Source organism: Nocardia australiensis (genome assembly GCF_020733705.1).
Taxonomy (GTDB): Bacteria; Actinomycetota; Actinomycetes; order Mycobacteriales; family Mycobacteriaceae; genus Nocardia; species Nocardia australiensis.
Genome location: NZ_JAJFZM010000004.1, coordinates 65,261 through 83,363, shown reverse-complemented (window position 1 = coordinate 83,363; position 18,103 = coordinate 65,261). Strand labels below are relative to the sequence as shown.

Here is an 18,103-nt window from a genome sequence, read left to right as displayed (position 1 = left end):
CAGGGAAGGGAACTCACACCCAGGTCACTGCGAAGGAGAAGTCGTCATGCCCCCTGACGAAGAACTCGCCTCGGTACCGGTTCCGCGCAGCCTGGTCGAGCGCCAGGCCGATGCTCACAAGCGGCTCGAATCCGGCTTCCAGATGTGGCTGGCGACCGGCAACGACGGTCGTGGTGCGCATCTGATCCCGGTCGCCTATGTCTGGGACGGCTCGGTTCTGTACACCGCGACCTTCGCCAGCAGCAGGACTGTCATGAACACGAAGGCTCACCCGCAGGTTCGGGTCGCTCTTGGCGACACCGCTGACGTCGTAATGATTGACGCCAGCGCTACGACTGTCGAGGTCACCGACATCGACGACGACATTGCCGAGCGCTACGCCAAGGTTTCCACGGATCCGCGTACCTATCCAGAGGGCAAGTTCGTCTACCTGCACCTGCAGCCCCAGCGCATCCAGGTCTGGAACGGAATCCACGAATTCGCTGGACGCACCGTCATGTTGGATGGCCGATGGCTGGAGAGCTCGGTCGATTAAAGATCTTTCGGTAATTGGGTGAGTCGTCCGGGTTTTTTGTGTTGCCCTACAAAACAATCGGTGGCACGCCGGGATTTCGAAGTGCTGCGGGATCGGCGTATGCGAGCGGCGGAGATATTCGGCCGGGGTGCTCGCCGACCGGTCACTCCTGCGTGAGCAGAGTGACCTCGGCGCGCATCCGCTCATCCGGTGTCCCGATTTCCCAGAACCGAGCGGTGCCGGTCGCACCACGGTATGCGCCGGTACCACCGGTAATCGCCATATCAAGCGGGCTCGCGCCCTGGACCCACACCGCCTGCATGGTCAGCGATCCCCGTTCGAGCTGCGCGGTGAGCACACATTGCATGGTGATCTCGTTACCCTCGATATGGATGTTCTGGCATGCCCCACCACCGTGCCCGATCTCGCGACCGTCTTGCCGGATACCGCCCGAGAAGACGGTCAGGTCACCGATACTCGCACCGGGCTTATCGAGGTCCGGAGCTGCGAGTTGATCTGTCAGGGCGGCCGCCTCGATGATCTCGACCCGCTGCTTCGGCCCGGCAGCTTCGCTGCTGTCCGCGCCGCAGGCGCTGAGCCCACCACCGATGGCCAGGGCCCCGATCACAGCGGTGACCATTCTCCTGATCGAAGATTTCGGGTGCGACATGATCTTCTCCTCACTTGCGGGGACTTCCGATATGCCTCAGTGACGCGGCGACGTGAGGTCCCGGTTGCGTTGCAGTTCGGCAGTCACGAAGCCATCGGGTTTCGACCGCCTCACTAGAACGACGACACGACGCGGCGAAATGTCAGACATCCCAGGAGCTTCGATGTTCGAGGGGATCGCATACGGCTGAATCGGCATGCCGTCGACAAGGCGTGCGCCGATACCGTCCGCCCCGGAATGCGCTCGACGGCACCTATCACGCGATGTACCATTTGGTACATCACATGTGGTGGCAGCCCCCCAATGGATAAACGCGGACATCGGCACCCGATGTCGAGCCGGTCATGACACAGATCGGGTACCGCTGCGGCCGGACTGCCAGGGCACACGGGCAGTGTCGGCAGGTCGCCGCCCCACGAACACGCTATGAGACAGGAAGTGCACAGCATGAGTGTTCTTGTTGCCGGAGCCGGCCCGACAGGGATGGTCGCCGCGCTCGTCCTCGCCGCGAACGGAGAAGTGTGCCGCGTGCTGGAGCGGCGCACGCAGCTCAGCGGCAGCTCGCGAGCGCTCGGCTTACAGGCACGTTCCATGGAGTTGCTGGCGGGTATCGGGCTGGCCGAAGAGATCGAACGCGTGGCCTACCGGCTATCGGGTGCCTCGATGATGCGGGGTGATACGGAACTCTCGCGGTTCGCCTGGGTTCCCCCGCAGAGCCCGTACCCCTACACCTATGTGCTTCCGCAATCCGGACTGGAGGATATCCTGCGTGACCGTTTGCGCACCGCGGGCGTCGAGATCGAGACCGGCGCCCCGGTGCAGACGGTGGCCCAGCATGATACCGCTGTCGAGGTCACGCTCGCCGATGGTCGCGTGGTGCAGGCAGGGTGGTTGATCGGTGCGGACGGGTCGCGCAGCCGGGTCCGCGAGGAACTGGGCATCGACCTGGTCGGCCGCGATACAGGTGAAACCTACTATCTGGCCGATATCGTCCTCGAGGCGCGACCGCCGTTTCAGGACAGTGCAATGTGGCTGGGACCCGCCGGCCCCCTCATGCTCATGCGCCTGCCCGGGGCGGCCGAACTCTGGCGCATATTCGCCGATATGACCGACGCCGAGTCTCTGGACGAGCCGCCCGGACCGAGTATGGCCGAGCTGCAAGCCCTTCTCGACGAACGCGGCCCGAGCCGGACGCGGATCACCGAAGTGCGATGGACGTCGATTTATCGCACCCGGGTGGGTCTTGCCGCCGCATACCGCCAGGGCCGAGCGTTTCTGGCAGGCGATGCGGCCCATGTGTTCCCGCCGTTCGGGGGGCAGGGAATGAATCTCGGTATCCACGACGCCGTCGACTTGGCGTGGCGGCTGGCGCGTGTCGAACGCGGTGCGCCGACAGATCTGCTTGCGGCATACGAAACCGAGCGGCGCACCGTCGCCGCGGCAACCATCCGCGATGTCGAGAGCCGCAGACGGCTGTATGCGCTGCGCAATCCGGTCGCGCGGTCGCTGCGTGATGCGATGCTCCGGTACGGGTCTCGTATTCCGGGAGCCGCCCGGCAAGCGAGCCTGCAGAATTCGCAGCTGGACATCAGCTATCGCCGCGGCCGGGAATGGCCGTACACGCGCGGCCCGCGCGACGGCGATCGAGCACCCGATGCCCCGCTCACCGACGGAACAGTGCACGACCGGTTCGGCGTCGACCATTTCACCCTGCTCGATTTCGGTGCATGCGACTCGGACGATATGCGGAACGAGGCCCCGGATACACCGCGTTCGGTGGGCGGGACAGTCGAGGTGCGGATCGACGACGAGACCGATCCGACCGGCTCGGCTCGCGACAGATACGGTCTGCGGCGCGGGGGATATGTGCTGATCCGGCCCGACGGGTATGTGGCGTATCGAGGCAGCGATCTCACCGAGGCGCGTCGCGTGGCCGCCGCCTGCACCGGTACCGGGCAGACCGTATGACCGCCGCCCGCAAGGCGCTGCTGGAACGGGTGGTCGCCTGGTTCGCAGCCAACGGTGTCGGGGATACGAGTATGCGCACAATAGCCGAGGGAGTCGGCACCAGTCATCGAATGCTGAACTACCACTTCGGTTCTCGTGACGGACTGCTGGAGGCCGTTGTCGCTGCCACCTGGGGCCGGCAGAATCTGGTGCTGGCAGACCTGCTCGAATCCAGCACCGACCCCTACCACGCCGCGTACGCGTTCTGGGACCGGATCGCCGACGAAGCCACGCTGGTAGCCCCGCTGTTCTTCGAGGTGGCAGCGGCCGCCATGCAGGGGAAACCGTGGGCGGTGCCGCTGCGGCAGTGGGTCCAGCAATGGCGGGAGGTGCTGACCGCCCTGTTCATCCGGGCAGGACACGAACCGGACGAGGCGGCGCTGCGGGCGCAGATGGCGCTGGCGATGGCCCGCGGACTGCTGTTCGACCTCGCGATCACCGGCGAAGAGGGCCGCGCGGCAGCGGATACGGCCATCCGGACCTTTCTCGAGTCCACCCGAACCGTCGCAAGCCCTGCGACCATCAGCCCGACCCCACACTGACCGTCAACCTGTTCAGCCCGTTCAGCCAGTCGCTTCATCCAGTCGGGTTCCCCGACGTGAGTCCAACCGCACGCCACCACGGCCGCGTGGGCAAGCCCGAGGTAGACGCGATTCGGGCCGCGACGAAGCTAGCAGCGTCCACGGAGAATCTGCACGGTGGTGAATCCTCGGCGGAGTCCGCAGAACAAGCCCTGCGTCGCTTTGCCCCGATGGTGAACGGCACCGTCAGCGCCAAACTCCGACGCTCGTTGTTCGAATCGGTAGGCAATCTCAGCAGCGTCGTCGGATACACCGCCTTCGACGCCGGCGTACTCGCCGATGCCGACCGACGATTCCAGTTCGCGCTCTGGTGCGCAGACACTGCGGGCTCATGGAATCTGCGAGCGAGCACGCTGGCCGACATGGCGCGACGATCAGCCTTCGTCGACGACTCGGATGGCGCGCTGTCGCTCATCGAACTCGCGCAGGTCCGATCCGATCGGCTGTCGGCTACAGTTCGAGCCATGCTCAGCGCGATGCGCGCCCAGCTACCTCGCAGCTCTGGGCCATACCCAGGAGGTCCTCGCCGAGGTATCCCGCGCCGACGAATTCCTCGCGATCCGCACTCCCGAAACCGACCCCCCGTGGATGTGCTACTACGACACCGCCGAGCATCTCGGGAGCACCGGAAAGGCCCTCGCCATCGCGGCTGAGACATTCGATTCGGTCGAAGTCGCTGCCCCGCGACTCACCGATGCGATCAACCTCCACAGCTCCGAGTACCCGCGGTCGCATACGTTCTCCCAGATTCGCCTGGCGACACTCACGATGAAGATCGGCGACCCTCGACAAGCCGTCGAGATCGGAATGGACTCGCTGACCCACAGTCGCGGGCTGTACTCGACCCGCATCGCCACCGAACTTCGAGGATTGGCAACGGCGGCAAGCAGACACCGTCGCATCAGCGAAGTCCGCGAACTCCGCGAGGCCATAGCCACGACGACCTCGCCCCGGTCTAGCTCGTGAGCCCCTCCCCGGCCGACACCACGGCACTCCGTGTCTTGGGCGAGGCCGCCGCGATCAGCGGCGTCGACTCAACTGGCGCCGAACTCATCCGCGCGGGATCCAACACGATCTACCGCATAAGCGATCTGGTCGCTCGGATCGGCAAACCGGGCACCGCGGATGTCGCCGAACGCGAACTGCTGATCTCACGCTGGCTCAACGAGTCCGGCGTGCCGACAGTCGTGGCCGCAGACATCGAGGCGCCTCTCGCCGTCGTCGAAGGACGGCCCGTCACCTGGTGGCGAACGCTTCGCGGGCACCGACCCTCGACACCAGCCGAGCTCGGCACGGCACTTCGACACCTCCACGCGTTGTCGCCCCCCACGGAGTTCACGCTCGCTCTCCATCAGCCCTTTGCCGGACTCCGGCAGCAGATCAACATCGCCGACCACATCGCCGTCGAAGATCGAGCTTGGCTCATCGCCCACCACGATGAGCTGCGTGAGCAATACGCCGCACTCGAACCATCAGATCATCAGACAGTTATTCACGGCGACGCATGGCAGGGGAACCTCATCGTTCCCATCGACCAACCCGCTACGTTCCTCGACCTAGAGCGTGTATCCCTTGGCCGATCAGAGTGGGACCTCGTCCAGATCGCCGCCGACTACACCGATTTCGAGCGCCTGTCCCCTGTCGACTACGCGTCATTCGTCGCCTCCTACGGCGATGACCTCACCGCGCACACCATATTTCGACTGTTCGCCGACATTCAGGAGCTGCGGTGGACCATCTTCGCCTTGACTCGGTCGAAGATGAGCGCGAGGGCGGCGGCACAGGTGAGTCTTCGAATAGCGTGCCTACGCGGCGAGGTTCCGCGGCCGTGGAGATGGGACGCACTGTAGCTAGGCGCGGATGACCGTCGCTACGGCTGGGGGCCACCAGGTCTACCAACCATGTTCGACTAACCACCGGTCCTGACCGGGAGTGCATGTAGGGTGTTGGCGGTCAAGCCTTGAGCCCCGTCGGCCAATCGACCGAGCTGAAGTGCAACGCCGGTCCTAACGTGGAATGGCGCCGCAGGACGTGTCGGACCTTAGTGGTCCCGGTCGTAGGTTTTTCGGGGGTTCACGCGGCTGCTGGTTGTGCGGCAGGCTGGTGGTCGCAGCCGGTGTGCTGTTGGGAGTGCTCGTTCTGTTTGTGCCGCTCGATCCGGGCCAGTAGGTCGGCGAGGTCGGTCTGGGTGAACTTCCATTCGAAGGGCCGAGCGGTCTCGTTGTAACGACGCTCGAAGGCGGCGAGCCGGTCTTCGACCTGGTCAAGGCGGGTGAAGTCGTTGGGTGAGACGACTTTTCGCTGCACGATGGAGAAATAGATCTCGATCTGGTTCAACCAGGACGCGTGCACCGGGGTGTGGACCATGACCGCGTTGGGGAACCGCGCGGCCAGCCGGTCGCAGGCGGCTTGGCCGCGGTGTGACGACCCGTTGTCGACCACCCAGAACACGCGTGTGGCCGAGGCGTAGGGCTCGCTGGTCATGACCTTTTCCACGAGGGTCATGAACGGCGCGATCCCGGTCTTGGCCGCGCGGTGGCCGAACACGCAGGCGCGGCCGACGTCGTAGGCGGCCAGGTAGGACAACGATCCACCCCGGTCGTATTCGTGGTTGACGCGCATCATGCGGGCGGTGCCCGGCGCCAGGGTGGAGTGGCATCGGCAGCGGGCCTGGATCGAGGTTTTCTCGTCGGAGGAGATCACGTATTCGTCATCGGCCAACGGCTGCCCGTCCCAAGTCCGCTGGTAGAGGTCCAACACGGGCGGCCTTGATCGGGAAGCCGGGGTCGCGGACGAAGATCCACGACCGGTGCTGCCAGGGCTTGAGTGCCGCGCCCGACAGGATCCGGCGCACGGTAGAGGCCGAAATCGCCTTGGCGATACCGGATTTGACTGCCTCGGTGGCCAGTTCGCTGCTACTCCACCGCGACAACGGCACCCCCGTCTGGGCCGGCAACTGGCAGGCCAGCGCTGTGATCTCGGCGCGTTGGAGAGGGCTGAAACGCGGGGGCCGGCCCGAGCGGGGCCTGTCCTTGAGTCCGTCGAACCCGTGGTCTGCGTATCGGCCACGCCAGGTGCGCACCGTGTCGAGGTGGACCTGCTGCCGAAGAGCGATCTTGTTGTTGGAGTACCCATAGGCGGCGTCCAACACGATCCGGACACGGACGACCAGCGCGAATCCAGCGGTGCGGGAGTAGGCCAGTTTCTTGAGCCTTCGCCGCTCGGAGGCAGTCAACGCAATCTGGCGAGCACGAGTAACAGGCACGAAAATAGACTATTTACAACGACTTTCGAGGCAGCCACCGCCACGGCCTTGCCTGATCCCGTCACCGGAGCCAGATCGACACGCCGGAAGCGGCAAGATGACCTCATGCCCGCGATCCCGGACTCGACCAAGACCTCCCTGGCCCAACGGCTGCGCCAACACGCCGCCGAGCACTGGCCCCAACTGGCCGGCCTCCATGTCCGCTACCACGGCCGATTCGCCTACGTCGAGGGTGATCTGGCCGACGGCCACCGGCTACCTCTCATCCGGCTCCGCTACGGCGGATCGGCCTCCACCTGGGGATTCGGTCTCTACCTCGCCAGTAGCGGCAAGTACGAAAACCAGATCCTGCCCACCGGCTTCACAGCAGGCAGCCCTCAGCAAGCCCTCGACTGCGCCTGCGACCTCTACCTCGGACACTGACCCCCGAACAACATACGGGCGTGACCACTTAGTAAGTGACCGGGAACTCCGGTCACTTGCGGGTCAGGCGTCGTGACATGGTCATGATGGTGGCGAGTTGGACCATGGCTTCGTGGTGGGCGGGCCGGGTTTCGTAGTCGCGGACACAGCGTCGAGGTTTGCTGATCCAGGCGAAGGTCCGCTCGACCACCCACCTGCGTGGCAGGATCACGAAGCCGGGGTCGGTGCGTTTGACGATGGTGACGGTAAGACGCAGAACTTTGTCCGCCCGCCGTGGGAGTCTCGCAACGGCATAGCGAAACAACCGCGGCTCCATGTCAGATGCCGCTATTGGACGTCTGACATGGAGCCGCACGAACTCCGAAGCCACCTTGTCGGCTATCCGACCACGGCATTCATGATCGTGCCCGCACTTGTTGCGACAACACCGCCCGCCATTGCGCTCGCGATCATCTTCGGTGACTGCAGGCCACCGCCATTCCACTTTTCCCAGGCGAAGCGGCCGCCGCCGTAGGTGATGGCGGTAATGCCCGATAGCTGGACCAACCAGGTGAAGTAGCGGCCCATTTGCATCAGCTTGTCCGCCATCGGCGGTTCCTCCGGGGTCGGATTGTCGACCTGTGCGAGGACGGTGTCGTGCAGCGCAGCAAGAATCATGCTCACGTTCGTGCTCCTTATCGCATGCCGAGGTGATGCCGCAGGAAGGAAGATTCGCCAGACATTTCCGGAAATGAGATACGCCGGCAGCCATCGAATCGCCGGCGCATCGGCACTATCTGTGGCCGTCCAGGCAGTCGGGTGCCATGCCATGTCCCGCTTTCACTCGATTGCTGGAGGAAAACTCGTTGAGCTCATCGATTGAACCTCATCAAGATCATCGATTGGAAGCGACACACCGATTTTTCTATGACGGGGCCCACCCCGGGCGGTTCGCCGCACGATCGATACGGGCGACACGGCGGGCTACGCCGGATGTCACCCGAGACGGTCGGCGTTGCACGGTTTCTGTCGCTGCGCCACTGGGCTGGCGTCCCGGAGCAACCTTGCGGGTGCAACGCTATCGAGACGCCGGCGCGACCGACATCGCCTACCGCAGCTACCCGGACGCACGGCACGAGATCCTCAACGAACTCGATCGCGAGGAAGTCGGGCCGACCTGATCGAGTGGATCGCCAGGGGCATCGGCTGAAGACGCGATGGCCGGCCGACGTTTCGGACGATGCCATTCGGCAACTCCGTCAATGAGGTGAATACCATGGTCAATGACGTGGAGAAGCGCTTTTCCGACGATCGCACCTTCCGGGGCGCGGCGACCTACGCGCTGGCTGTGATCGCGGTGGCCGCGGCGGTTTTCGCGATCACCACGATCTGGGCGGCCAACCGCGCGGCATGCTCGACTGCGGACACGACGCTGTGTGACACCCCCGCGAAGACGGCCGTACTGCTCGGGCCGACGGCGGTATTGCTCCTGGGTGGCATCGGCGCGTTCGTCCGGACGTATCAGCAATGGCGGCATGGCCGGAATTGGCCGATCTGGCAGGGCGCGGGCTGGTTCCTGTTCATGCTCATGACCGTTTACCTCGCCATCGGCGGTGGCTCTGTTGCCGGCTGACCACACTGGGTGTTCAACGACCTGTGCCATGAAGCACATCACGATTAGTTGTGCGCAACATAATTGCGCACTACTCTTATGGTCGTGACCGATCACCTCACTCTCGACGAGCAGCTGTGCTTCCAGCTGTATGCGGCGTCGCGGGCGATGACAGCGACCTATCGCCCGAAGCTGGAACAACTGGGACTGACCTACCCGCAGTACCTCGTCATGCTGGCACTGTGGGAACGCGACGGTCGCAGCGTCGGCGACCTCAGCGCCGCACTCGCCCTCGATTCCGGAACGTTATCGCCGCTACTGAAGCGACTGGAGGCAGCGGGCTTGATCGAGCGGCGGCGCGCGGCGGCCGACGAACGTCGCGTCGATATCCAGCTCACCGAGCACGGCCGCGGATTGCGGTCGCGGGCTCGATGCATTCCGCCGGAGATGGCCGAGGCCAGTGGCCTCTCGGACGACGAGTTCACCGAACTGCGCAAAGCACTACGGCGACTTACCGATTCGCTGATATCCCACCACTGATCGAAGGAGAGCAGACATGACCGTCCTCTACACCGCCGAAGCACTCGCGACTGGCGACGGACGCGATGGACACGCCCGCACCACCGACGGCAAGGTCGACGTCGCACTGAACATGCCCAAAGAAATGGGCGGCAGCGGTGCAGGAACCAATCCGGAGCAGCTCTTCGCCGCGGGCTACGCCGCCTGCTTCCACAGCGCGCTGCGGCTGGTCGGCAACCGAGCCGGCGCGAATGTCGACGACTCCGCGGTCGGCGCGAAGGTCGGCCTCGGCCTGAACAACTCGGGCGGCTTCCAGCTGAACGTCACCCTCGAGATCTCGCTACCGCATCTGCCCGCCGACCAGGCGCAGGCACTGGCCGATCAGGCCCACCAGGTGTGCCCGTACTCCAACGCGACGCGCGGCAATATCGACGTCCAGGTCACCCTCGCCGATGACTGAGCCACAGGAAGAAACCCGCATGCGTGCCGTTGTCATCGAAAAGTTTGGTGAACCCGAAAATGTGCTGATCTCAGCGGACCGCCCGGCACCCGAACCCGGCCACGGTGAAGTGCGAATCAAGCTGATCCTGGCACCGATTCACAACCATGATCTGGCCACTATTCGTGGGGTATACGGCTACAAGCCGACGCTGCCCGCGATTCCGGGCACCGAAGCGGTCGGCCGGATCGATGCACTCGGATCGGGTGTGACGGGGCTGGAAGTCGGTCAGCGCGTGAGCGTTTCGGGCATCCACGATGCCTGGGCCGAGCAGTTCGTCGCCAACGCGGGCAAGGTCGTCCCGTTGCCCGACAGCATTTCCGACGAAACGGCCGCACAGTTGCTCGCGATGCCGCTCAGCGCGCTGATGCTGCTGGAGGACCTCCGGGTGGTGCCGGGTGACTGGATCGCGATCAACGCGGCGAACGGCGCGGTCGGCCGATTGGTGAATGTGCTTGCGCGCCAACGCGGTATCAACGTACTGAACCTGGTGCGCGGTCCGGCGTCGGTCGCGGCGCTGCAAGAGTTCGGCTTCGAGCCGGTGTTCGACACCGAATCCGAACGCTGGCTCGAGCGGGCCGCCGCCGTCACCGCGGGCGCACCGGTGGTCCGCGCAGTGGACCAGGTCGGTGGGCGCAGCGCGGATGATCTGCTGTCGCTGCTCGGCCCCAAGGGGGAGCTGATTTCGTTCGGCGCACTGTCCGGACTGCCCTTGACGATCAACCCTGGCGCCCTGATCTTCAAACAGGCCATCATCAAAGGCTTTTGGGGATCCATGCGCGCCGAGCAGACCAGCGCCGACGAGCTGCGGCTGCTGATCGTCGAGCTGGTCGGCATGGCGGCGAGTGGGGTACTGCGGCTGGATTTCGAGGCCGTCTATCCCCTGGAGGCCGCCGCCGAGGCGGCTGCCGCAAGCGAAACGCGAGGCCGTAGCGCGAAGATCGCACTATCGGCCGAACCGGCGTAGCCGCTACCCGACCCGAACAACGAGTTTGCCGAAGTTGTGGCCCTCGAGCATGCCGATGAATGCCTCCGGAGCCTGCTCGAGGCCCTCGACAATATCCTCGCGATAGCGGACGCTGCCATCGGCGATCCACCCGGACATGTCACGCAGGAAGTCCGGGAACATCTCTTTGACGAACTCGCTCTGAATGAACCCCCGAACGGTGAGGCTCTTGGTCAGAATCCGCCCGTAGAAAGCGGGCAGCCGATCCGGCCCCTCCGGTGCGGCCGTAGCGTTGTAGTTGGCGATGAGGCCGCAAACCGGTACGCGCCCATAGGTATTCAGCAGTGGATACACGGCTGCGGCGACCGCGCCACCGACATTCTCGAAATAGACGTCGATACCCTCGGGCACCGCGGCCGGTAACTGCTCACCGAAATCGGGCGCGCGGTGGTCGATGGCCGCATCGAAGCCCAATTCGTCCCGCACATAAGCGCACTTGTCCGGCCCACCCGCGATCCCTACCACCCGCGCGCCCTTGATCCGGGCGATCTGCCCAACCGCCGACCCCACCGGGCCGCTGGCTGCGGCGACCACCACGGTCTCCCCCTGCTTCGGCTGCCCGATCCTGAGCAGTCCCGCGTATCCGGTGAACCCGGGCATCCCGAGCACACCCAGCGCCGTCGACACCGGCGCCCAATCCGGGTCCAACTTGCGCACCGTCGACGCGAGCACCACATCATGGGACTGCCAGCCCGAATAGGCCAGCACCACATCACCTTTCACCAACGATGAATCTCGGGACTCGATGACCTCGGCAACCGTGGCGCCGACCATCACCCCACCCACCTCGACCGGCGGCGCATACGACTTCGCCGCACTCATCCGCCCCCGCATGTAAGGATCCAAGGACAAATACAACGTCCGCAGGACCACCTCGCCGGCCCGTGGCTGCGCAAGCTCCACGGTCTCGGTACGAAAATTCGCCGGCGTCGGAGCACCCACCGGCCGGGACGCAAGCACGATCCTCTTCGACTCGACCATGCCCAACACTAACCCCGGACCCGGCTTTACCAGGTCGGCAGGCAGGGAACAAGGACCGATCCGTCGCCCGACCGGGGCACGCTTTCACACAGCGCCGTACGCGGCGTCACCGCACGGGCGGGTGTCGAGGCAGGCCTCCGATCATGACCGTGATCGGCCGGAGCCGTTCATGGCCTGTTTGCAGCGCCATTCCAGGTAGCCGACGAACATCCAGTAGTCCTTGAACACCGGATTGTGGGTGCCGCCGTCACGGAAACGCCGGTAGAGCTGTTGGATGACCCCTGCCAGCCGGAAGAGGCCGTACACCTCGTAGAAGGTCCAGTTGTGAACGGGTAAACCGGTTGTGCGCGAATAGTATTCGATGATTTCGGCACGGGTGCGCATGCCGGGCACATGGGTCGGCTGGCGGCGCAGTCGCTGGATGAAGGGGATATCGCGGCGCAGGATGAGGCCCTCGAGTTTCTCCATCACGTAGAACTCCGAGCCGATCACCGACTCGTCCGCACAGAACGCCAACATTGCAGGCACATAAGGGAATACCGGCTTCAGACCGCGTTGGACACGGAATTCGCGCCGCATGTCGTGCGCGGAGGCCGCGCGGTGTCCGCCAGGCGGTCTGCGCAGAATCAGCTCGCGTCCAGGATAGGACAGTTGGTAGGTGAGATTCGATGCGCCGCCGGGGAATTGGCGCACCACAGGTGTATCGGCCAGCCCGTCCACCCGAGCCGACAGCCATTCGTGCACGGCCGTGGCATCGAAGGCATCCTCGTCGCGAACCTGGCCCGGTGTGTCGATGAACTCCGGTTTCATCGGTCGTTCTGCTTGTATTTGGCGAGTTCGATCCGGGAGACGACGCCGAGGTGGACCTCGTCCGGTCCATCGGCGAACCGCAGCGAACGTGCGCCCGCGAGCGCACCTGCCAGCGGGAAGTCATTGGTCAAACCGCCCGCGCCATGCAGCTGGATCGCCATATCGATCACCTCGTAGGCCATGCGCGGCACCGACGCCTTGATCTGCGAAAGCTCCGACAGCGCACCGAAAGCGCCTTCGGTGTCCAGCAGCCACGCGGTCTGCAATACCTGCAGCCGGGCCTGGTTGATCGCGATCCGCGCCTGCGCGATGCGTTCGCGGTTGCCGCCCAGATTGACCAGCGGCTTACCGAAGGCCGTGCGCTCCATGGCCCGTCGGATACCGATCTCCAGCGCGCGTTCGGCAAGCCCGATCGTCCGCATACAGTGGTGAATGCGCCCCGGGCCGAGCCTGCCCTGCGCGATCTCGAAACCCTTACCGAGACCGGCGATTACGTTCTGTTTCGGCACCCGCACATTGTCGAAAGTCACCTCGCCGTGACCGTACGGTTCGTCGTGATAACCGAACACCTCGAGCATCCGTTCGACCTTCATGCCCGGTGTCCCCACTGGCACGATGACCATGGTGTGCCGGGCGTGGCGGTGCGCGTCGGGGTCGGTCAGGCCCATGAAGATGACGAATCTGCAATTCGGGTGGCCGATGCCGGTGGAAAACCACTTGTGACCGTTGACAATGATGTCCTCGCCATCCGGGATGGCGGTGGCGGCCATGTTGGTGGCATCGGAGGAGGCGACCTGTGGCTCCGTCATACAGAACGCGGACCGTATCTCCCCTGCCAGCAGCGGATCCAGCCACTCGCGCTGCTGTGCTTCGCTGCCGTAATGCACCAGCACCTCCGCGTTGCCGGTGTCGGGCGCATTGCAGTTGAACACCTCCGAGGCGATCAGATGACGCCCCATCAACTCCGCCAGTGGCGCGTACTCGACGTTGCTGAGCCCGGCCCCCTGCCCGGTCTGCTCGGAATACGCCTTCGGCAAGAAGAAGTTCCACAGCCCTTGGTCGCGCGCCTGTGCCTTGAGTTCCTCGATGATCGGCAGCACCACCCAGGGATCGTCGAGCGCGCGCAGGGTGCGCAGGTACTCCTCCTCGACAGGCGCGATCCGCGTGGCGATGAAATCAGCCACCTTGTCACGATACTCAGCCGCGAACGCCGATGCTGCGAAGTCCATGCCCCGAGGTTATCCCCGGTGCGTCCACGAAGCGGGCGGCTACGAATAGCAGCCATCCTTTATCGCTCCGATGAAGGAGATTCCGTATGGGCACATATCAATCCGCAGCTCTGGCTCGCCCGTTCTATCGGCGCGCCGCCTCGCTGGTCATCATCGGCGCGTTACCCCTGCGCGGTACACGACATGCGCAATTTCAGACTGCTCACCGCGTCAAGGCTGGGCTCGGCGTGGGTGGGGCCGGTCCGCTCTGAGCGTGCGTCGTAGCCGCTCACCGCTTCGGGCGTCCGCGACGGAGACGAAGCGACCGACATGCCGGAAGTCTACTGCGCCCGTACCGCCGAGCCGGCGGGATAATGACATCCCGTAGGGGCACAACCGACCGCGCGCAGACCGCGCGGCTAACGGTTGCCGGTGACGTACCGATAGATCTGCTGGGCCACGCGCCACCCGCACCCGCGTCAGCATGACCGCGCTGTCTCGCCATCGAGCATCACCTGACCAAGGGAGATTTTTGTGACACGGACACCCCACGCACACCTACCCAGACCGCGCCATCGCGGCGCACTGGTAGCAGCCGCCGCGGTCGGCGTCGTCCTGGCCGCCACCGTGTGCACCGATACCGCCGCCGCCCGCACGATCGGCAACTTCGAGGTAGGCGGTGCGATCGAGGCCAAGTACGACCAGGCCGGCGGGACCGCCGCCTTCGGTGACCCGGTCACCCCCGAGTCCGACGCCGGGCATGGTGGCAAATTCCAGGCATTCGAACGCAACGGCTCCATCTACTGGTCGATCGGCACCGACGCACACCAGGTCGGCGGCTACATTCGCGACAAGTGGGGTTCGCTGGGTTGGGAGAACGGCGCACTCGGCTACCCCATCACCGACGAAACGCAGGCAGGCAAGAACGACGGCCGATACAACCTGTTCGGCGGCGGCGGCATCTACTGGTCCCCGGCCACCAACGCCCACGCGGTCTGGGGGAACATCCGAACTACCTGGGAGGGTTCCGGCGCCGAGACCGGCCGCTACGGCTACCCGACCAGCGACGAATACGACTACCAAGACGGCAAGGCCCAGGACTTCCAGGGCGGCCGTATCACATGGAACCCCTAGCAGCACAGCTGTAGCAGTGCCACCGACAGTCCGGGAGCTCACCGATCACTTCGATCGCCGAGGATCCGCTGTAGGTACTGCTGGACGACGACACCGGAGAACTACACCTGCTGCTACCTCAACTCCTGATCGCCGCGCGCCACCCGGTGCGCGAATCCGGAGACGTCAGCACCGCAGAGTGGGATCGGAGGTGTGCTCGAGCGTGGCCATGACATCGCCAACCAGTTCGACCGACCGCACGCGGTCATCGATCTGGTTGGCGTGGTGGACGAGGATGAGCTCGTCGGCGTCTATGGAGGCGGCGAAATCCGCCAGGTAGACACGGACTTCATCGGCGGTTCCCGTGGCAGTGTTCCTGGTCATCGTGGCCAGCTGGTGACCGTTCGGTGAAGCGAGGAACGCGTCGATCTCCGCGTCGGTGAACGTGTGGTCGGCGGCGCCCCGCGAGAGCATGCCCCGCGCCCGGGCCCGGTACGCGACCGCCTGCTGCTGTGCCGCCGTCGCCGAGTCCTGGGCCGCGAACACATTCACACCAGCGATCACATACGGCTCGGCCAACTGCTCGGACGGGTGGAAGTTGTTGCGGTACACAGCGATCGCCTGGTGCAGGTCATTCGGCGCGAAGTGCGACGCGAATGCGTACGGCAGACCGAGCTGCGCCGCCAGCTGAGCGCCGAACAGCGACGACCCCAGAATGTAGAGCGGCACCACGCCCTCGGCCCGCGGCACCGCCTGCACGCCAGGGATCCGTGATCGACCGCTCAGGTACCCCTGTAATTCCAGCACATCCTGGGGGAAAGAGTCTGCCGATGACGGGTTACGGCGCAGCGCCACCATGGTTTTCTGGTCACTGCCCGGCGCCCGCCCCAGACCGAGATCGATCCGGCCGGGAAACAGCGTCTCCAAGGTGCCGAACTGCTCGGCGATCACCAACGGCGAGTGGTTGGGCAGCATGATGCCGCCTGAACCGAGGCGAATGGTGTCGGTATGGGCCGCGACGTGGCCGATCAGAACGCTCGTGGCACTCGAGGCGATGGTGGGCATGTTGTGGTGTTCGGCGTACCAGACGCGCCGGTAGCCGCTGCGCTCGGCGGCGCGGGCCAGGGCGACGCTGTTGTCGAAACTGTCGCGCGCGCGCTGGCCGGGCGCGATCGAGGCGAGGTCGAGGACGGATAGTGCGGTCGGCATGGTGGCGGCGCCTTTCCTTGGTCAGAGGTCGCGATGGAGAAGTTCGGTGAAAGTACGAATGCGGGCGTCGTCGCGCCGGTAGTACGTCCACTGCCCGCGCCGCGTGGCGCGCAGGAACCCGACACGCTGCAGCACTGCCAAGTGCGCGGAGATGGTCGAGGCCGAGGTGCCCGCCTTCTGCTGGATGAGACCTACACAGACGCCCAGCTCGGCCGCCTCTCCCGGCTTCGCCGGAAAGTTCGCCTCTCCCGGCTCTGCCGGAAAGTTCGCCTCGGGATCCTTGAGCCACTCCAGGATGCGCAGCCGCGTCTCGTTCGCCAGCGCCTTGCATTCGTCGAGCACGACACCATCTTTCGATATTTCGCTAATTAACGAAGAATCTACCCCGGCCCCGACCGACAGACACCATGACGCTGCTCACGCAGACAACCACGCTTGCGGGGCATTTAGTCCTCGTTGGCGCACGAATCGGTGAATCGCTATGCCGCCGCGATCGAATCGGCGCTCCTCGAGGTGATGGGCCACTAGCACCGGCTACTTATCCAGGGCAGCGCCCAGTACCGACCAGGAATTGTGCAGGTCCTGCTGCCAGTAACCCCAGGAATGGGTGCCGGTGTCACGGAAGTCGAAGGTGGCGGGTACTGCCAGCTCCCGAAATCGGTCCTGCAACTGGCGGGTACATCCGCTGGCAACCGAATCCAGAGCTCCGCCGAGCACAACCTGATCGGTCAGTTTCACCGGATCGGAATGGACGCCAGGGCCGTCGAGGGCGTCGAGAGGGCCCGCTCGGCCACTGCCGGTGGCCACATAGATGGCGATACCGCGGAATTTGTCGGCGTGCAAGTAGGGGTCGTTGGCGGCCCATGCGGGGTCGTCGGGCGGTCCCCACATATTGACCGTGTTGCCCCCTTTGCCGCCGACGACGATGTCCACCATGGCTTGGCCGCGAGGATCGCTGGTACGCGCACAGCCGCTGTAGGAACCGATGCCGCGGTACAGGCCAGGCGCGGCGAGGGCGAGTTGGAACACCGCGGCGCCGGCCATCGACAGGCCGGCGATGGCGTTGGCGCCGGTACCGCGAAACCCGGAGTCGATGATCGGGGGGAGTTCACGGGTCAGGAAGCTCGCCCACTGTTGCCTACCCAACACCGGGTCCTCGGCACGCCAATCGGTGTAGTAGCTGCCCCTGCCACCGATGGGGATCACGACATTGACCTGTTTGTCGGCGAAGAACTCCTCGATGTCGGTCTTGGTGAGCCAGTTGTCACCCCCCTGCCAGCCCTCGACGCTGCCTCCCCCGTCGACCCCGTTGAGCAGATACAACGTGGGCGCGGGCTTCGAACTGTCCGCTGCCGGAAGGATTTCCACGGATACGGGTGCGGCCATCGCCTCGGAATGGACCGTCAGATCCAGCACACGTCCTGGCCCCTGCACGGCGGTCACCAGTCGCGACCCATTGGGCGCCGGCTGAGCGGAGTTCATGGCACGCACGGGAATCGAGGGATCGGCGCTGCTGTCGGGCTCAGCAATGGCCGACCCACTCGAACAGGCAACCACAGCGGCGATCGATAGCACCGCAGCGCGGCTGGTGCGACGACAATGTGCTCCGATACCGACCTTCACGCGCCACCTTTCGCAAAACCGGATACTGGGTTGCCCGGCCGACGGTAGAACCATACGCACGCGAGGTCCAGCGATTGCCGAACA

At 65.0% G+C, this 18,103-nt stretch carries 22 protein-coding genes and 2 pseudogenes; 13 read left to right on the top strand and 11 right to left on the bottom strand.

Annotation, left to right across the window (positions count from 1 at the left end; all coding sequences use genetic code 11):
- Positions 1 to 46: 46 nt before the first annotated feature.
- Positions 47 to 535 carry a pyridoxamine 5'-phosphate oxidase family protein gene (locus LKE06_RS21195; protein WP_228001081.1) on the top strand — a complete coding sequence of 163 codons (489 nt, stop codon included), beginning with the start codon at positions 47 to 49 and terminating at the stop codon, positions 533 to 535.
- Positions 536 to 677: 142 nt separating this feature from the next.
- Here LKE06_RS21195 and LKE06_RS21190 read toward each other — a convergent pair whose 3' ends face one another.
- Positions 678 to 1,184 (bottom strand): allene oxide cyclase barrel-like domain-containing protein, encoded by a 507-nt coding sequence (locus LKE06_RS21190; protein ID WP_228001080.1) that lies wholly within the window; start codon positions 1,182 to 1,184, stop codon positions 678 to 680.
- Positions 1,185 to 1,631: 447 nt separating this feature from the next.
- Between LKE06_RS21190 and LKE06_RS21185 the strand changes: the two genes are divergently transcribed.
- The 5 genes and pseudogenes from LKE06_RS21185 (at position 1,632) to LKE06_RS21170 (ending at position 5,622) form a co-directional block, all read left to right on the top strand.
- Complete coding sequence (locus LKE06_RS21185; RefSeq protein WP_228001078.1) at positions 1,632 to 3,152, top strand: FAD-dependent monooxygenase; 1,521 nt, start codon at positions 1,632 to 1,634, stop codon at positions 3,150 to 3,152.
- Positions 3,149 to 3,298: pseudogene (locus LKE06_RS33515) on the top strand (TetR/AcrR family transcriptional regulator); the annotation flags it as partial. The gene LKE06_RS21185 and the pseudogene LKE06_RS33515, both read left to right, overlap by 4 nt.
- A 179-nt stretch (positions 3,299 to 3,477) precedes the next feature.
- Positions 3,478 to 4,200: pseudogene (locus LKE06_RS33510) on the top strand (NsdA family TPR-like regulatory protein); the annotation flags it as partial.
- On the top strand, positions 4,169 to 4,738 hold the full coding sequence (locus LKE06_RS21175; protein ID WP_504787981.1) for an NsdA family TPR-like regulatory protein: 570 nt from the start codon (positions 4,169 to 4,171) through the stop codon (positions 4,736 to 4,738). The pseudogene LKE06_RS33510 and the gene LKE06_RS21175, both read left to right, overlap by 32 nt.
- Positions 4,735 to 5,622 carry a phosphotransferase gene (locus LKE06_RS21170; protein ID WP_228001074.1) on the top strand — a complete coding sequence of 296 codons (888 nt, stop codon included), beginning with the start codon at positions 4,735 to 4,737 and terminating at the stop codon, positions 5,620 to 5,622. Before LKE06_RS21175 ends, LKE06_RS21170 begins: the two co-directional genes overlap by 4 nt.
- 223 nt (positions 5,623 to 5,845) lie before the next feature.
- Here LKE06_RS21170 and LKE06_RS21165 read toward each other — a convergent pair whose 3' ends face one another.
- Both LKE06_RS21165 and LKE06_RS21160 read right to left on the bottom strand, forming a co-directional pair.
- Positions 5,846 to 6,532: a transposase gene (locus LKE06_RS21165; protein WP_228001072.1), complete on the bottom strand. Its 687-nt coding sequence runs from the start codon at positions 6,530 to 6,532 to the stop codon at positions 5,846 to 5,848.
- Positions 6,483 to 7,037, bottom strand: a complete 555-nt coding sequence (locus tag LKE06_RS21160; protein WP_228001070.1) for a helix-turn-helix domain-containing protein — start codon at positions 7,035 to 7,037, stop codon at positions 6,483 to 6,485. The genes LKE06_RS21165 and LKE06_RS21160 overlap by 50 nt, the downstream gene beginning before the upstream one ends.
- Positions 7,038 to 7,142: 105 nt before the next feature.
- Between LKE06_RS21160 and LKE06_RS21155 the strand changes: the two genes are divergently transcribed.
- Positions 7,143 to 7,460 carry a hypothetical protein gene (locus LKE06_RS21155; RefSeq protein WP_228001069.1) on the top strand — a complete coding sequence of 106 codons (318 nt, stop codon included), beginning with the start codon at positions 7,143 to 7,145 and terminating at the stop codon, positions 7,458 to 7,460.
- Between the two features lie 52 nt (positions 7,461 to 7,512).
- Here the strand turns inward: LKE06_RS21155 and LKE06_RS21150 are convergent, their stop codons facing one another.
- Both LKE06_RS21150 and LKE06_RS21145 read right to left on the bottom strand, forming a co-directional pair.
- Positions 7,513 to 7,764 carry a hypothetical protein gene (locus tag LKE06_RS21150; protein WP_228001067.1) on the bottom strand — a complete coding sequence of 84 codons (252 nt, stop codon included), beginning with the start codon at positions 7,762 to 7,764 and terminating at the stop codon, positions 7,513 to 7,515.
- 74 nt (positions 7,765 to 7,838) lie between these two features.
- On the bottom strand, positions 7,839 to 8,117 hold the full coding sequence (locus LKE06_RS21145) for a hypothetical protein (RefSeq protein WP_228001286.1): 279 nt from the start codon (positions 8,115 to 8,117) through the stop codon (positions 7,839 to 7,841).
- Positions 8,118 to 8,715: 598 nt separating this feature from the next.
- On the opposite strand from LKE06_RS21145, the gene LKE06_RS21140 reads away from it, so the two are divergent.
- From LKE06_RS21140 to LKE06_RS21125, 4 genes are all read left to right on the top strand, one after another.
- A complete protein-coding gene (locus LKE06_RS21140; RefSeq protein ID WP_228001065.1) occupies positions 8,716 to 9,072 on the top strand; it encodes a hypothetical protein in 357 nt (118 codons plus the stop codon).
- Positions 9,073 to 9,156: 84 nt separating this feature from the next.
- Positions 9,157 to 9,591: a MarR family winged helix-turn-helix transcriptional regulator gene (locus LKE06_RS21135; RefSeq protein ID WP_308188409.1), complete on the top strand. Its 435-nt coding sequence runs from the start codon at positions 9,157 to 9,159 to the stop codon at positions 9,589 to 9,591.
- Positions 9,592 to 9,607: 16 nt separating this feature from the next.
- A complete protein-coding gene (locus LKE06_RS21130; protein WP_228001063.1) occupies positions 9,608 to 10,030 on the top strand; it encodes an organic hydroperoxide resistance protein in 423 nt (140 codons plus the stop codon).
- Positions 10,023 to 11,036, top strand: a complete 1,014-nt coding sequence (locus tag LKE06_RS21125) for a zinc-binding dehydrogenase (RefSeq protein ID WP_228001062.1) — start codon at positions 10,023 to 10,025, stop codon at positions 11,034 to 11,036. Before LKE06_RS21130 ends, LKE06_RS21125 begins: the two co-directional genes overlap by 8 nt.
- Positions 11,037 to 11,039: 3 nt before the next feature.
- Here LKE06_RS21125 and curA read toward each other — a convergent pair whose 3' ends face one another.
- The 3 genes from curA to LKE06_RS21110 form a co-directional block, all read right to left on the bottom strand.
- Complete coding sequence (gene curA / locus LKE06_RS21120; RefSeq protein ID WP_228001060.1) at positions 11,040 to 12,056, bottom strand: NADPH-dependent curcumin/dihydrocurcumin reductase; 1,017 nt, start codon at positions 12,054 to 12,056, stop codon at positions 11,040 to 11,042.
- A gap of 141 nt (positions 12,057 to 12,197) precedes the next feature.
- Complete coding sequence (locus LKE06_RS21115; RefSeq protein ID WP_228001059.1) at positions 12,198 to 12,866, bottom strand: phosphotransferase family protein; 669 nt, start codon at positions 12,864 to 12,866, stop codon at positions 12,198 to 12,200.
- Complete coding sequence (locus LKE06_RS21110; RefSeq protein ID WP_228001058.1) at positions 12,863 to 14,095, bottom strand: acyl-CoA dehydrogenase family protein; 1,233 nt, start codon at positions 14,093 to 14,095, stop codon at positions 12,863 to 12,865. Before LKE06_RS21110 ends, LKE06_RS21115 begins: the two co-directional genes overlap by 4 nt.
- Positions 14,096 to 14,181: 86 nt before the next feature.
- On the opposite strand from LKE06_RS21110, the gene LKE06_RS21105 reads away from it, so the two are divergent.
- Both LKE06_RS21105 and LKE06_RS21100 read left to right on the top strand, forming a co-directional pair.
- Positions 14,182 to 14,346 (top strand): hypothetical protein, encoded by a 165-nt coding sequence (locus LKE06_RS21105; protein ID WP_228001057.1) that lies wholly within the window; start codon positions 14,182 to 14,184, stop codon positions 14,344 to 14,346.
- A 262-nt stretch (positions 14,347 to 14,608) separates the two neighbouring features.
- Positions 14,609 to 15,208: an LGFP repeat-containing protein gene (locus LKE06_RS21100; RefSeq protein WP_308188407.1), complete on the top strand. Its 600-nt coding sequence runs from the start codon at positions 14,609 to 14,611 to the stop codon at positions 15,206 to 15,208.
- 165 nt (positions 15,209 to 15,373) lie between these two features.
- Here LKE06_RS21100 and LKE06_RS21095 read toward each other — a convergent pair whose 3' ends face one another.
- The 3 genes from LKE06_RS21095 to LKE06_RS21085 form a co-directional block, all read right to left on the bottom strand.
- Positions 15,374 to 16,396, bottom strand: coding sequence for an LLM class flavin-dependent oxidoreductase (locus LKE06_RS21095; RefSeq protein ID WP_228001056.1), 1,023 nt, complete (start codon positions 16,394 to 16,396; stop codon positions 15,374 to 15,376).
- Positions 16,397 to 16,417: 21 nt separating this feature from the next.
- A complete protein-coding gene (locus tag LKE06_RS21090; RefSeq protein WP_228001055.1) occupies positions 16,418 to 16,738 on the bottom strand; it encodes an ArsR/SmtB family transcription factor in 321 nt (106 codons plus the stop codon).
- 192 nt (positions 16,739 to 16,930) lie between these two features.
- Positions 16,931 to 17,878 carry an alpha/beta hydrolase gene (locus LKE06_RS21085; RefSeq protein ID WP_228001054.1) on the bottom strand — a complete coding sequence of 316 codons (948 nt, stop codon included), beginning with the start codon at positions 17,876 to 17,878 and terminating at the stop codon, positions 16,931 to 16,933.
- Positions 17,879 to 18,103: the final 225 nt, after the last annotated feature.

Bases quoted from the DNA above. Each gene is read 5' to 3' on its own strand.
- LKE06_RS21195 (WP_228001081.1), top strand. From the start codon at position 47: ATGCCCCCTGACGAAGAACTCGCCTCGGTACCGGTTCCGCGCAGCCTG.
- LKE06_RS21190 (WP_228001080.1), bottom strand. From the start codon at position 1,184: ATGTCGCACCCGAAATCTTCGATCAGGAGAATGGTCACCGCTGTGATC.
- LKE06_RS21185 (WP_228001078.1), top strand. From the start codon at position 1,632: ATGAGTGTTCTTGTTGCCGGAGCCGGCCCGACAGGGATGGTCGCCGCG.
- LKE06_RS21175 (WP_504787981.1), top strand. From the start codon at position 4,169: ATGGCGCGCTGTCGCTCATCGAACTCGCGCAGGTCCGATCCGATCGGC.
- LKE06_RS21155 (WP_228001069.1), top strand. From the start codon at position 7,143: ATGCCCGCGATCCCGGACTCGACCAAGACCTCCCTGGCCCAACGGCTG.
- LKE06_RS21145 (WP_228001286.1), bottom strand. From the start codon at position 8,117: ATGATTCTTGCTGCGCTGCACGACACCGTCCTCGCACAGGTCGACAAT.
- LKE06_RS21140 (WP_228001065.1), top strand. From the start codon at position 8,716: ATGGTCAATGACGTGGAGAAGCGCTTTTCCGACGATCGCACCTTCCGG.
- LKE06_RS21130 (WP_228001063.1), top strand. From the start codon at position 9,608: ATGACCGTCCTCTACACCGCCGAAGCACTCGCGACTGGCGACGGACGC.
- LKE06_RS21125 (WP_228001062.1), top strand. From the start codon at position 10,023: ATGACTGAGCCACAGGAAGAAACCCGCATGCGTGCCGTTGTCATCGAA.
- curA (WP_228001060.1), bottom strand. From the start codon at position 12,056: ATGGTCGAGTCGAAGAGGATCGTGCTTGCGTCCCGGCCGGTGGGTGCT.
- LKE06_RS21115 (WP_228001059.1), bottom strand. From the start codon at position 12,866: ATGAAACCGGAGTTCATCGACACACCGGGCCAGGTTCGCGACGAGGAT.
- LKE06_RS21110 (WP_228001058.1), bottom strand. From the start codon at position 14,095: ATGGACTTCGCAGCATCGGCGTTCGCGGCTGAGTATCGTGACAAGGTG.
- LKE06_RS21105 (WP_228001057.1), top strand. From the start codon at position 14,182: ATGGGCACATATCAATCCGCAGCTCTGGCTCGCCCGTTCTATCGGCGC.
- LKE06_RS21095 (WP_228001056.1), bottom strand. From the start codon at position 16,396: ATGCCGACCGCACTATCCGTCCTCGACCTCGCCTCGATCGCGCCCGGC.
- LKE06_RS21085 (WP_228001054.1), bottom strand. From the start codon at position 17,878: ATGAACTCCGCTCAGCCGGCGCCCAATGGGTCGCGACTGGTGACCGCC.